Below are 13,213 nucleotides of genomic sequence, written 5' to 3'. Positions count from 1 at the left end.
CAGTACGTATAAGACGTATATGTATAAAAAAGAACGTACGTACCGCGCGCGCGAAGGCGACGGCAATACGGCATCGCAGTCGGTGAGCTTGCCGCCTTGCCTGAGCAATGCCCAGGCAGATCAGCAAAAGGACGTGCAGGCCGCCTTGCGGCGGCTGCCGCCTCACGGCCTGTCAAAAATCGGCCTGCTGGTGTGCCACGCACCGAACACCGCCCAGAACCGACTGCGCCACCGGCATCGCGTGAAACCGCCCTGGCACACATCGCCAGCATCCGCAAGATGCTGAGTGCCCCGACGAACGCTGGGGACATCGCGGCACAGGCAATGCAGGCCAGGGGATGGCAGCCGCATCCTGCGTAGCAAATGCTGCCGCGAAACGGGTCGTCACTGCACGCCGCAGTGACGACCCCGCCCACGCCAGCAACAATGCGGGCAAATGCCGAATCCTATTGCGTGCGGCAGACATGATGATGGCCGCCCTACACTGACCGGGCAGTTGCCAAGACCGATGGGCTTCGTACATCGGAAACCCCAACAGCGCAGGTTCCTGCAAGCGCTAGCCCGACAGGGTGGAACCGCCCCAGGTATGCCCAGGCTCCGACCGCATACCGGCCCTACCCAGGGCGGAGCCTTCTTCGTCTGTTTGAACTCATCCCTACCGCGCCACCTGGCGCACTGTCCCTTGCGGCAATTACTTGTGTGCAACGCACAGGGTTACCGCTGCATTTCTCATCCCACTCACTTCATAGGAGGGCTCGTCCACGTTCACATCACTTTCGTCTTGCAGTACCTCCGTCCGGGCTTCCAACAGGGAGCAAGACGGACGCCTCATTCGAGGCTCTGGTGTGTCTCCTGAACACCATGCCCTTGCCCTCACGGGATCTCGCCTTGACGAGCTGGCACCAACACTAACCACTGAATTTCAGGACAACGCAGTACGGCGCTTTGCTTGGAGGCCGGACGATGGACGACTTGACCTACACCCTGCGGCAGCTTTGCCAGCGCAACCGTGACGGCAGCCACAACACACAGGCCGACCGGATGCGTTCGCTGTCGCTGGCCGCGCGGCAACTGCGGGAGGCCGGTTTCCGGCAGATGAAAGCCCCGTCGTTCAAGGGCAAGCACGTCCAGGCGCTGCTGGATCGCTGGCAGGGAGAAGGCTTGTCGTCCGGCACCATCAAGAATCGGCTCTCTCACCTGCGCTGGTGGGCCGAGAAGATCGGCAAGGCTGGCGTCCTGCCGGCGGACAACACGCAACTCGGCGTGGCCGAGCGCCGCTATGTGACCAACATCAGCAAGGCCCAAAAACTGGGCACAGGTCTTGAACAGGTCACCGACGCGCACGTACGCATGAGCCTTCAGCTACAGGCCGCCTTCGGATTGCGTCGGGAGGAAGCGATCAAGTTCCAGCCCAGTTACGCAGATCGGGGCGACCACATCGCCCTCAAGGGATCGTGGACCAAAGGCGGTCGGGAGCGAACGGTGCCCATCACCACGACAGAGCAACGCGACGCGCTCCACGCAGCACACCGCCTAGCGGGCACAGGATCACTGATCCCGGCAAACAAGACCTACATCCAGCAGCGGCACGTCTACGACGGCCAGTGCAAAGCGGCCGGGTTGAGCAACATGCACGGACTGCGGCATCGATATGCGCAGATGCGATATGAAACATTGACGGGATGGAGGCCACCGGCAGCAGGCGGACCTGACAAGGCTCAATTCGGGCTGTCGCAGCGCTTGGCTGACCAACAAGTCCGACAGCAGATCAGTCGTGAACTTGGGCATGAGAGGATGAAGGTGACAGCGATCTATCTGGGAAGCTGATTCAAGCCCGAGCCTCCAAAGATCCGCAGCCGAATTGTCGGCTGCCTAAAATCCATCAAAAAGCACCAATCTGCTGGCAAGCATCGAGAAACGGCTTTTTGAGGAAGTTGCAACCACCGTACGGGTTATTCTGCACCTGTCGCGCTAGCGTGGCCATGAAGTCGGAGGGGTTTCTACCGTCCTCTTTCCACTCGTCCAGCACCTGCGTCAACCAGTATTTGCCGTCGTTCTCCGCGCAGAACTTGGCTTTGTAGCGTTCTTCAATCCCGTATGCGTCCTTCCATGTGTCGAGTTCTTCAGCCAATGCCGCAGGGCCGAGTTGAATTGTGATGTCGGCAGGCCCCAATTTATCGAGGTCTGCATGCAGCAAAGCAACCTGCAATTCAACGATATGGCTGACAGCGGCATACGGATAGAAGGCCTTGCGCCGTCCAACTGCATTGTGTGCGGGGTCTTTGCTCAGCTTATAGGTGCTATTGCACTCGTGGCAGGCGGGTGCGAGATTGCGAAAGTTGATGGAATTGAATGGATATAGCGCTTTCGGCAGATAGTGGTCGTAGGCTTCGCGTTTGCTGTGATTCTCACCCTTGATATCGCCTATGCCGCAGAACGGACACTTCCCTGTTTTGTTGGTGGACACGAAGGCCTGATAGTGATCGTCGATATCACCGATCTTGGCGCGCAGTGCAGTGAGACCCAGAAGCGATTGCGAATACAGTCCCTTGAAGAAGATACCGAGTTGAGCTGCAAGGTCTTTGTGATTGACGGCGATGTCGGCGTAACGGGCGAGGTGCGTTGCCGGATCATTGGCGCAGACTTTTTCCAGATCGTTATTGCCCTGATACCACAGCTTGAACTGGTCAATCTCTCGTGGTGAGAGTGATGCGAAAAGATCGTAGATTGCCTTCACATCTTTGTAAAACGCCTTTCCGCGCTCTGCCGCTTGCGCGGAAAAACCGAACTCGCCCATGACCTCCTTGAGTTCCGGGTTGCCGTCAAAAAGGTTCGGATGGAAGACCAAGCCAATCGGTGCTTTGCACCAGACCTCATGAAAAATGAAGTCAATGAACACCTGCATCTTCTCCATCTGGTGTGGCACATAGGTATACGAGAATAACATCAGCCCTGCTGCTCCCCATTGTCTGGCTGATCGCTGTCGAGGATAGCCTTGATCAGCAGCACTTTCTCCACTGAGTCGCCGAGCTGCTGGTTAATCTCCGCTATCAACGCTTCGTTATCCTCGCCGCCCTGCTCAAAGCGCGTCCGTAACGCCTCCAATAGATCCTGCGCGTGGCCGCCAATGGTTTCGCGCTTCCCAAACACCTTACTCATTGTGATCTTGTTTATCGAAGCACCAAACGTATTAAAGCCGGGAGGCTCAATACTGACCGTGCCGCTGGTTTTGTCCTTGGCGAACACCAACACTTTCTCTGGCTTGCTGTCGGAGATCAGAAAAGGCGTGTGAGTAGTAATCAGCATTTCCTGCGCGTATTCACCCTTGCCCGGCAGACATTGGCGCAGGCGACTGATGAAGTTGGCGCGCCAGTCCGGGTTGAAGTGCGTCTCGGGCTCGTCGAGCAAGAATAGGCTGTTGGTCTCACGAAACAGCAGGCACAAACCGAGGCTGTGCAGCAATTGATGCTCACCGTCCGACAACTCCTTGAGCATCATCGGTTGAACCACACCTTGTTTGGTGAAGCGTACAAACTTGAAGCGCATGATGCGCTGGTCGGAAGCCAGGATCGGCACTGTCTCGCTGACGTAGTGGCTGGTCGAGGTGTATAGATCCGCCTTGAGCGCATCGCTGACTGAATACAGATTCAGCGTCAGCAGGACTTGCAGCGCCTGGAACAGGGATAACGCGGAACCATCGAAATTGTCGCGGAAGGCGTCTCTCGTCCGTTCATTGACCCAATAGTCCAAAATCAACGTATCGGTGGCCTCATCATGGAAATACAGCGTGGCGCAACGCTTGAGCTTTTCGATGATGGAGGTCCGCTCGTCGCCCTCCAGCCCATGCAGCAACTTGAGGCGGTAATCCCCTGTCTCCGGGTCAAGGTTGATGGAGGCGTTGTCTGCAAAGTAGCCATCCTGCGTGTACCCGGGCAGGGCGTAGTCGCCGGAGGTAAAAGCCTCGGCTTGTTGCCGTGTAAGAGGAATACTCCGCCGCAGAATGATGCGAAACTCCTTGAGCTCCTCAATACCGACATCTTCCCGGAAGGGTTGAAGTGTCATCTCATCCTGAAACAATAGGTTGCACAGCAGGATGGCCTGGCTGAACCCGCTATCCAGATAAGCCAGCCGAGCATCGGGAAAGCCGGAATAAGAATCCTGTTTGACCAGTGCATCCCAGTACTCGTCAAATTGCACGAAGCGCATTTTAAAGAAGGGCAGGCTGAGGATTTCGTTCTCGCCTGAAGAGTAGCCCAGCACGTACTGCGGCAGCAGGATATCGGCATGGCCACCCTTGAACGCCTCGTACACATCGGTACTGAAGTCGCTCTGATTTTCCCAAAGAAAGCGCACTGATTCGCCAGCATTCTTCCACACGCCCACTTTCGCCCACTCCGGGCTACCGGGGCTACGGTACTCGGAGGGCACACGGATCAGGTAATCCAGCTCAAAGGCAACAGGTGAAAAATCCAGCGCCTCGTCTTGCAAAGCTTCAGGTAGAAAGCTGCGGCGCACGCGCAGCACTTCCAGCTGATAGAAGATCGCCGCCAGAGCTTCAAGCAAGTTGGACTTGCCGCTGCCATTCGGCCCGGCACAGACGAAGGGGGCAAAGTGGTCTGCTTGCGCCAGTTCATCCTGCAAGCTCCATTCAGTGCGGAAGTAGTGCTCAAAACCACAGGGCAGGCTACGAAAGCCTGCCGGGTCAGTGATCTTGAGACGCAGCAGTTTCATGCCTGCACGGCCTTAAGTTCGATGCAGTTGCCCGCGTCGTCAAACGCCTGCGCAAGCTGGCCAACGGTCAGCGCCTCGAACACCCAAGACTTAATGTGTTCGTAGTCGTTGGCACCCAGCGCGAAGTCATTGTTCGGGTGCAATTCCGTCAGCCGGGCTTGTGCCGCCGCCATGAAGTGCTGCACTGAAAACGGCGTGCTGCCCAGTTGGGCACGATAGACCTCCAGCCACTGCGACATCAATATCTGTCGCTCCTCAACATTCTCAAGTACATCAAGCAATTTGCCGGTGTCAGGCAAGTTGATGGCCAAGTCTTGTTCGGCGGGTGCTTGCAATGGTTCTGCTGCCAAGATTTCTTCCTCTGCTTTTATGCTCGGCATGGGTACACGCGAGAAATCTAACATGCCCTTGAATACCTTCTCATTCAGGGCGATGTACAGAGATTCAAAATCGGTGATGTTTTGCTCGTATGTGTCCCGGGCAGCCGAAATTCGGCTTGCAATCAAAGAAAACTCCTGTTGCCGAGTTATCGGTGGCAACATTAGGGGAAGTTCCTTTTGCTTTGTGATGCCCAAGTAAGCCCTTGTTGCCTGATTGCCACCTTCTTTCCGAAGCAGCCATTGAAAGTAGTCTGAATCAAAGTATGCCTTCAGATAAGTGGGGAGGATTTTTTCAGGGTTGACTCTGTAGTAGGTGGTCTGCGGGCTAAAAATGTAAGTATCAAATTTGTTACTCAGGATGGCCGTCAATCCCAGTGTTCCTTTGTGCGACAAAAGCACATCCCCTGCTCGAGCAAAACCAATGCGGAGCTTTTTTAGCCAAATGGGTGGCAAGTAATAGCATTTATTAAAGAGTATCCGGCCATTCCTAACAACATTTGCCGTAACAAATGGCAAGCCTGTGTCGGAAAAGTCGGAAACCTTGGGGTGATCGTTTCCATGATTTCCGTCCTGGATTCCCAGAATTGCCCCCTCTTTGACAAAATGGCCGAACGTCGCTTTATCCCACCCTTTCTCATTCCGCACCGGATCGCCAAACATCTCCAAAAACACGCTCTTTAGCAGGTCATCGAGGTGTTGCAGGTGTTGTTTGCGCTGGGTGATCAGCCCTTCGACTTTGCCGAGCAGATGGGCGATGCGGATTTGGTTGTCGAATTCTTCGGGGACAGGGATTTCGAAGTTCTCAATTTCACCAAGACCGATGGCTGGATATGCCGGGTCTTTAATCAGTGACGACGGCGGGAAGCGCTTCAAAGCCAGTCGTAGGTAATCGACATGGGCACCATCTTTGGGGATCAATGTCGCCAGATGGCTGACAACGTGGGCTGGATTTTGAAGGATGTAAACACGATCTTTGGTGGCAGACATGCCACTTTTAGCAAAGAGGATGGTGCCCTTCGGATAGGTTTTCAGCTTCCGTCGCTTGGCTGTTTCTTCGCTGACAAGTTCAAGGCCAGACTCGGGTTCACCTGACAGCAGTCTATCCAGGCTACCTGCTCGGACAAATGGTGTTCCGTAGTCGGAAAATTCGTCACTCTTTGGCGCTGCTTGCCCTGCTGACACAATCGCCAGTTGGCTCAATGGAGTTGGTTTCATTGGGATCATTCCACCATCCCCTTCAGCTCCAATAGTTCACGGACGATTCCGCTCTGCACCTTGGCCAGTTCCGCTTCATCCACATCACCTACTTCCGCCTGAATCAGCCGATCCAGAATCACGCCTGGCGCGTCGTACCGAACTTCTTCGAACACGTCTTCCTTGTATCGCGACAGGGAGAGATCGTAGTTCTCGGACTCAATATCGGCTCGCGGCACCATAAAGCACTTGGCGGTACGGTTGGTGTCGGTGGTAGCGTCGCGGGCGTGGTATTTGGCAATGATGTCTTGTAGGTCGCCGTAGCCTTCCTGCTTGGTGCGCTTGTCATCCAGCGAGTAGCCATCGGCGACCATTTCGTAGAACCAGACATGCTCGGTGGCGGGTTTGGCCACCTTGTCCTTCGGTCCCCAGACCTTCGTGAACAGCAAAATGGCGGTGCTGACACCGGCATAGGGTTTGAACACCCCGCTGGGTAGGGTGATGACGGCCTTGAGGTCGCAGCGTTCCACCAGCAGTTGACGCAGCGTCCTGAATGCCCCGCTGGAGCCGAACAGCACGCCCTGCGGTACGATCACGCAGGCAGTGCCGCCCTTCTTGAGCAGACGATAGATGTTCTCGACAAATAGCAGTTCGGTCTTGGTGGTAGAGAGCTGCAGGTTTTCGTTGATATCGCCCTTGTCGATGCTGCCGGTAAAAGGTGGGTTGGCCAGCACGATGTCGTATTCGGCTTCTTCGTTGTAGCTCTTGCTCAGGGTGTCCTGATAGTCGATGTTCGGCTCGTCGATGCCGTGCATCATCAAATTCATCAGACCCAGGCGCACCATGGTGGCGTCGATGTCGTAGCCGTACAGGCTTTCCTGCAGGATGGTCTGGGCCTTTTCGGTCAGTGCGGCAGCAACCGAGGTGCGAACAAAACCGTCTTCATCGGGCTCAAGGCTCTTGGCGCCTGCCTTGATGGCCAACTGGGTGACGATGTACTGGTAGGCACCCAGCAGGAAGCCACCGGTGCCGCAGGCCGGGTCGGCGATCTTGTGACCTAGCTGTGGCTGTACCAGCTCGGCCATCAGCTTGATGATGTGGCGTGGGGTGCGGAACTGGCCGTTCTTGCCTGCAGTGGCGATTTCGGAAAGCAGGAATTCGTAGACATCGCCTTGGATGTCCTGGAAGGCTTGGCCGTTTTCCTGTGAATCCCTTTCCATCACTTCGAAAATTTCGTCAATGGTCTTCACCGCCTCCACCAGTAGCGCTGGCTTGGGGATGATGAACACGGCGTTTTTCATGTGGTGGGTGAAGTTGGATTCGGCACCGTTCAGGTCTTTCAGGAAGGGAAACACCTTGCCCTGAACGTGTTGCAGCATCTCTTCAGCCTGCATGCGCTTGAACTCGCTCCAGCGCAGCGTGCGTTTGTCGATGCCGTACTTGCGCTCGTCTTGCGCACGAATGTCGATCAACTCCAGTGCGCTTTCACGACCACTCAGCTTTGTCCGATACTCGGGCGGCACCCAGATACCCTCAAACTTGGAGGTGTATTTCTCGCCGATCCACTCGGCATTTGCCTGTCTCTTTTGATCCAGTTCGTCCAGCCGTTTCATGAACAGCAGGTAGGTAATCTGCTCGATAGCGGTAAGCGGGTTGCTGATGCCACCACTCCAGAATTTGTTCCAGAGCTGGTCAATCTTGCTTTTGAGTTCGGGATTGTTTTGAAGCATGGTGTGCTCTGCTATTTAGGCTGCCAACCGTTCGGTCAGCTGCAGGATTTCGTTAATTTCAAGTGGACTGAACACGCCACGGATGCCTTGCGGATGGATGACCGTGAAAGGGGCGTTGATCAGGTCTTTCTTCTCCACCTTTTCGCGCTGGATGATGAAGCCCTTCAGCAGATTGAGAAATTCCATCTGCCGGCTGCTGAGCGTAGTGTGGGCGCGGATGAATTGGTCAAAGGCGGCGCTGACTTCGTCAGGGAAGCTCCTGAGCACCTCAATACCCAGAATGTGACGGATGAACTGGATGAAGCGCGCCTTGCGGTTCTTGTAGACCTGACGCAGCAGGTCTTCGGTGATGTGCGGGTGTTCTTCGTGTAGCAGTTCGGCCAGCTCTTTGGCCTCTTCACTGCTCACTGCCTCGCCGTTCTTGACCTTCTGCAGCACCGGGTTGTGCGCGGTGAGTTCGGCGATCAGGTTTTCCACCATTTCGCGGTAGCGGGTGATACTGACCGCCTCGTGCTGTGGGCCGAACTCCACCCATTCCTTCTTGTGCAGTTCATCGGCCAGATCGAGGTGGGTCTGCTCCTGGCTGCTGGATTGCTCGCGGAATTTCATGAGCGGGCCGAGCTTGGCGACCAGTTCGTCGAAGGCGTCTTCATCCGCCTTGGCCCAGTAGTGGCTGGTTTGCGCTGCGCGGATCAGGTCCTCTTCCTGCTTGACGAAGCCGACCGAGAGTGGCAATTCGCCGATCTGCTCGACGATGCCTTCCTTGAGGGTGTCGGCTTGTTCCTTCTCCTCGCTCAAAACGGCCAGTGAATATTCCAGCAGATCGCGCTCGAAGCGCATGGCCTTAAAATCGGCCTCGGACACGGTGCGGAACAGCGGCTTGATTTCTGCGCGCAGGAACTCAAGGCGCTCGTGGCTGAGGCTGATCCAGAAATTGTCATCGTCCAGCCGCGCCAGCGCGGCTGCGGCTTCCTTGATCACCACCGACTCTTTGGGTAACGCGGCAATCTGCAGGCGGAGCTTGGCGACTTCACGCGTGGCGATGTCGGCATGGCCGCTGTCATTGGCTTTTTCAATCTTGTCGAGGCGCAGGCCCACCAACCGCACCGGGAGCGGCAACTGCGGTTTCAGTTCCTTGCCCTTGGGGTTGAGCTTGAAGTATTCGAAGTTATCCCAGCAGTCGAGGATCAGGAACACATCCTTCTCAAGACACCAGGGCTTGGGCTTGCTGGTTTCCAGCAGGCGTGTGCCGCGCCCGACCATCTGCCAGAACTTGGTGTAGGAGTAGACCGGCTTGGCGAACACCAGGTTGACAATTTCACGCACGTCGATGCCGGTATCGAGCATGTCCACGCTGATGGCAATGCGAGGCATGTCGTTGTTGGTGAACTGATCGAGCAGGCCACCTTTGCCGTAGACGCGTGGGTCGTCTGACACCAGCACCTTGGCCAGCTCACCGTGGTGTTGCGGGTAGAGCTTGTCGAAGATTTCTTCCATGCGCCGGGCGTGGGCCTTGGTGGCGCAAAAGAAGATGGTCTTGCCAGGCAGCACACCATTGGCGTCCTTGATGGCTTCTTCCATGAACTCACGGACGATCAGGGTGTTGGTGCCCTTGTTGACCACCTGCTTTTCAAGCTGAGTGCCTTCGAAGTTGATGTCTTCAACTTCCTTGCCCTGGAAGATCAGCTTCTTCTGGTCTTCCAGCGAAATAGTGCGCTTGCTGATGCCCTCCATCTGAAACTTGGTCTGAATTTTCATGACCTGGAAGTTGCAGAGGTAGGGCGGCACGTTGTTCACGGCTTCTTCATAGGTGTAGGCAAACGTGGGAATGCCATCTTCGCAATGAAAAAGCTGGAAGGTGTTGTGGTCAATGATGTCGGTCGGCGTGGCCGTCAGGCCCAGCGTGATGGTCTTGAAGTAGCCCAGCACTTCGCCAAAGGTGTTGTATATGGAGCGATGGCTTTCATCGACGACGATGAAATCGAAGAAGTGCGGCGACAAGTGCTGTGCCTCGTCCCGGATGATGTTGAGCATCGTCGGGTAGGTGGCGACATACACACGGCGATCCGTCGCGATCAGCTTTTCACCCACATTGGGCCAGCGCGGCTCGTTGGGCATGTGCTCCTTGAAGGCGGCCAGTGCCTGTTCACGCAACGCGATACGGTCCACGAGGAACAGCACTTTTTCTGCATGGCCAGCCCGCATCAAGGCATCGACCATGGCGATGCAGGTGCGGGTCTTGCCGGTGCCGGTGGCCATCACCAGCAGGAAATCGCGCTTCTTCTTTTCGATGCCTTCGAGCACCGAGCGTATCGCGCGGATCTGGTAATCACGTCCGGCAATCGAAGTGTTGATGAATTCCTGCGTCAGCGACTTGCGATTGCGACGGATGTAGGCGAAGCGTTCGAGATCGTCGCGGGTGGGAAAGCCAACCACCTTGCGCGGCGGCGCGTTCTCCAGATCCCAGAAATAGAGCTCGTGGCCGTTGGTGTAGAAACAGAATGGCAGCTCACCACCCAGCTGGGTCTGGATGTTGTAGCAATATTGCTTGGCCTGCTCGCGGCCAATGGCAGCATCGCGGCTGGTCTTCTTGGCCTCGATCACTGCCAGGGGTTTGCGGTCTTTGCCGAGCAGGACGTAGTCGCTGAACTGGTGGCCCTCGTAGGGCGTGCGCGGCTCGGCCACGCCCAATGGCAAGGCGGTGAGGATGTCGAATTCCTCGACGACCTGGGTGGGGTCTTTGACGTTCCAGCCTGATAACGCGAGTTGCTGGTCAATCAAGTCGGCTCGTGTCTGTGCCTCGGATTTAGACATGCCTAACCTCCTTGACAATGAAGAAGTAGACTAGCTACGACCACTCCTTCGATCTGGAGCGCGAGCACATTAACAAAAGTGTAGTGATCATAAACGTCGAGGTTGTAATTACCTTGTCCAGTCTTCACCTTCCCCCCCTTGATCAACGCGAAACTACTTTTCCTCACGTCCTCAGTCAGCCACACAACCTCCGGCGTTATTCACACCACTATGAACAACAGCAGCGCTCACCATGCAGGTCTATTCAGCAAGCCCTTGATCTCAAAGGACTCACTCAATTTGCCAGCACTACTGAAGACTCCTGAGCCCTAAAAAATCCTTAGACGTTGAACAAGAAGTTCAGCACGTCACCATCTTTCACAACGTATTCCTTGCCTTCAGCGCGCATCTTGCCGGCTTCCTTGGCACCTTGTTCGCCCTTGCAGGCCACAAAGTCATCAAAAGCGATAGTCTGTGCACGGATGAAGCCGCGCTCAAAGTCGGTGTGGATCACGCCTGCAGCTTGGGGGGCGGTATCGCCCACGCGGATGGTCCAGGCGCGGACTTCTTTAACACCTGCAGTGAAGTAAGTTTGCAGGCCCAGCAGGCTGTAGGCAGCGCGGATAACGCGGTTCAGGCCTGGCTCTTCCATGCCCAGATCAGACAGGAATTCGAGCTTGTCTGCATCATCCAGCTCAGCGATTTCGGCTTCTACAGCAGCACAGACAGCCACAACAGGAGCACCATCGGCAGCAGCGTAGTTCTGCACAGCTTCCAGGTGTGGGTTGTTGGTGAAGCCGTCTTCTTTCACGTTGGCCACGTACATGGTGGGCTTGGCGGTGATGAAACCGTAGGATTTGATCTGGTGCAGCTCTTCAGCGTCCAGTTTCAACGAACGCACGGACTTGCCTTCGCCCAGTGCTTTCTCTATACGCTCCAGCAGGGCTACCAACTTGGCAGCGTCTTTATCGCCCGAGCGAGCCAGTTTCTGGTTACGGTGCACGGCTTTTTCAACCACGCCCAGGTCGGCCAGCGCCAGCTCGGTGTTGATGATTTCAATGTCAGCCAAGGGGTCAACCTTACCGGCAACGTGAATGACGTTGTCATCGGCAAAGCAGCGCACCACGTGCACGGTGGCGTCGGTTTCACGGATATTGGCCAGGAACTGGTTACCCAGGCCTTCGCCCTTGGAAGCACCGGCGACCAGACCAGCGATGTCTACAAATTCCACCACGGCAGGCAAAATGCGCTCGGGGTTCACGATCTTGGCCAGATCTTGCAAACGCTGGTCAGGAACTTCGACCACACCGACGTTCGGTTCGATGGTGCAGAAGGGGTAGTTTTCAGCCGCAATGCCGGCTTTGGTCAGAGCGTTGAACAGAGTGGATTTACCAACGTTGGGCAAGCCAACGATGCCGCATTGCAGTGCCATGAGTATCCTGAAAATCAAAGAGTTATATAAACGATGCGCTATTGTAGCGCCCTTGGGCGCTACAGAGCCTGCAGACAGATCAGAACAGTCGTGCCGGGGACACAGGATAGCGCCTTGAGACGCGGGCTTGTCTAGACTGGAATGCCGTCAAACAGCTTGAGCAAGCCAATAATCAGCAAGACCGGGCCACCATTGAAGATGGCATGCAGCACGATCGATGCACCAATGCCTCGACGCACTCGCAGCCAGGCCAGTACCAACCCTGTCAAACATTGGGGCAGCACCAGCATGGGCAGCAAATACCAGCTCATACTGTTGAGCTGGAAGTTATACAAATGCAGCGCTCCAAAAGCCAGCGTTGCACCATAAAACACCCAGGGAAAGAAACGCCAATAGCGTCGCATGGATGAAAAGCGCCATGCCCTTCCCTGCAAGGCGCCCACCAGTTTGCGCCACCAGCTGCTGCCTGCGGGCAAGGCTTGGCGTGGCATGCCGGTATAACGGCTGATCCAGATTGCCAGACAAAAGACCAGCAAGCCTTGTATCAACCACCAGCCTGGTCCCTGAAACATCAGGAACACCGCCAGCGGAACAACCGTCAGCCATTGTGACGGCCGTCTCAGCACGAAACGAAAGACCAGCTCTTCCACAATAGGTGCCCAGATAATGGCTTGCACCCAAGGAATACGCGTCGGGTCCAGGCGATGCTGCGCACCGCCCACACCTGCTACCGATACTGCGATCGGCCCCAGCACCAGCGCATTGATCAGCCAAAGCATGCCCGCCCATTGCAGCAGACGCTTCCAGGGCAAGGGAGCAAACCAATCCAGATACCAGCCGTCACCCTGGACTCTGCCAGGCAAACGCCGGGCGCTACGAGGGTGACGCAGAAAATAGAAGAAATCTTTAAGCTCGTCCCGGAAACGCATCTGGCTGCTTGGCGCTGGCTTCAT

General features: G+C 56.0%; 9 protein-coding genes. 2 read left to right on the top strand and 7 right to left on the bottom strand.

The genetic code is table 11. The features are described from left to right. Positions 1–19: 19 nt before the first annotated feature. Together ACU6HM_RS08810 and ACU6HM_RS08805 are read left to right on the top strand one after the other, a co-directional pair. Complete coding sequence (locus ACU6HM_RS08810) at positions 20–286, top strand: hypothetical protein (RefSeq protein WP_446763685.1); 267 nt, start codon at positions 20–22, stop codon at positions 284–286. Positions 287–963: 677 nt separating this feature from the next. Next, positions 964–1,827, top strand: a complete 864-nt coding sequence (locus ACU6HM_RS08805; RefSeq protein WP_446763684.1) for an integrase domain-containing protein — start codon at positions 964–966, stop codon at positions 1,825–1,827. Between the two features lie 55 nt (positions 1,828–1,882). Here ACU6HM_RS08805 and ACU6HM_RS08800 read toward each other — a convergent pair whose 3' ends face one another. The 7 genes from ACU6HM_RS08800 to ACU6HM_RS08770 form a co-directional block, all read right to left on the bottom strand. Then, entirely contained in the window at positions 1,883–2,947 is a 1,065-nt protein-coding gene (locus ACU6HM_RS08800; protein WP_446763683.1) for an HNH endonuclease, read from the bottom strand. After that, positions 2,947–4,731 (bottom strand): restriction system-associated AAA family ATPase, encoded by a 1,785-nt coding sequence (locus ACU6HM_RS08795; protein ID WP_446763682.1) that lies wholly within the window; start codon positions 4,729–4,731, stop codon positions 2,947–2,949. The genes ACU6HM_RS08800 and ACU6HM_RS08795 overlap by 1 nt, the downstream gene beginning before the upstream one ends. After that, positions 4,728–6,326: a restriction endonuclease subunit S gene (locus ACU6HM_RS08790; protein WP_446763681.1), complete on the bottom strand. Its 1,599-nt coding sequence runs from the start codon at positions 6,324–6,326 to the stop codon at positions 4,728–4,730. Before ACU6HM_RS08790 ends, ACU6HM_RS08795 begins: the two co-directional genes overlap by 4 nt. A 5-nt stretch (positions 6,327–6,331) precedes the next feature. Next, complete coding sequence (locus tag ACU6HM_RS08785; protein ID WP_446763680.1) at positions 6,332–8,035, bottom strand: type I restriction-modification system subunit M; 1,704 nt, start codon at positions 8,033–8,035, stop codon at positions 6,332–6,334. 15 nt (positions 8,036–8,050) lie between these two features. Beyond that, positions 8,051–10,849, bottom strand: coding sequence for a type I restriction endonuclease subunit R (locus tag ACU6HM_RS08780; protein WP_446763679.1), 2,799 nt, complete (start codon positions 10,847–10,849; stop codon positions 8,051–8,053). Between the two features lie 319 nt (positions 10,850–11,168). Continuing rightward, on the bottom strand, positions 11,169–12,260 hold the full coding sequence (gene ychF / locus ACU6HM_RS08775) for a redox-regulated ATPase YchF (RefSeq protein ID WP_026485056.1): 1,092 nt from the start codon (positions 12,258–12,260) through the stop codon (positions 11,169–11,171). Between the two features lie 131 nt (positions 12,261–12,391). Further along, the gene (locus tag ACU6HM_RS08770) at positions 12,392–13,213 is read right to left on the bottom strand and encodes a CPBP family glutamic-type intramembrane protease (RefSeq protein ID WP_009461082.1); all 822 of its coding nucleotides are present in this window, start codon (positions 13,211–13,213) and stop codon (positions 12,392–12,394) included.

The organism is Alcaligenes sp. RM2 (assembly GCF_052931795.1).
Note: the sequence above shows the minus strand (reverse complement) of the source record. Positions and strands in the feature narration are given on the sequence as shown.

Coding starts and splice junctions, on each gene's coding strand:
- ACU6HM_RS08800 (WP_446763683.1), bottom strand. CDS start 2,947: ATGTTATTCTCGTATACCTATGTGCCACACCAGATGGAGAAGATGCAG.
- ACU6HM_RS08810 (WP_446763685.1), top strand. CDS start 20: ATGTATAAAAAAGAACGTACGTACCGCGCGCGCGAAGGCGACGGCAAT.
- ACU6HM_RS08790 (WP_446763681.1), bottom strand. CDS start 6,326: ATGAAACCAACTCCATTGAGCCAACTGGCGATTGTGTCAGCAGGGCAA.
- ACU6HM_RS08780 (WP_446763679.1), bottom strand. CDS start 10,849: ATGTCTAAATCCGAGGCACAGACACGAGCCGACTTGATTGACCAGCAA.
- ychF (WP_026485056.1), bottom strand. CDS start 12,260: ATGGCACTGCAATGCGGCATCGTTGGCTTGCCCAACGTTGGTAAATCC.
- ACU6HM_RS08770 (WP_009461082.1), bottom strand. CDS start 13,213: ATGAAGCCAGCGCCAAGCAGCCAGATGCGTTTCCGGGACGAGCTTAAA.
- ACU6HM_RS08805 (WP_446763684.1), top strand. CDS start 964: ATGGACGACTTGACCTACACCCTGCGGCAGCTTTGCCAGCGCAACCGT.
- ACU6HM_RS08795 (WP_446763682.1), bottom strand. CDS start 4,731: ATGAAACTGCTGCGTCTCAAGATCACTGACCCGGCAGGCTTTCGTAGC.
- ACU6HM_RS08785 (WP_446763680.1), bottom strand. CDS start 8,035: ATGCTTCAAAACAATCCCGAACTCAAAAGCAAGATTGACCAGCTCTGG.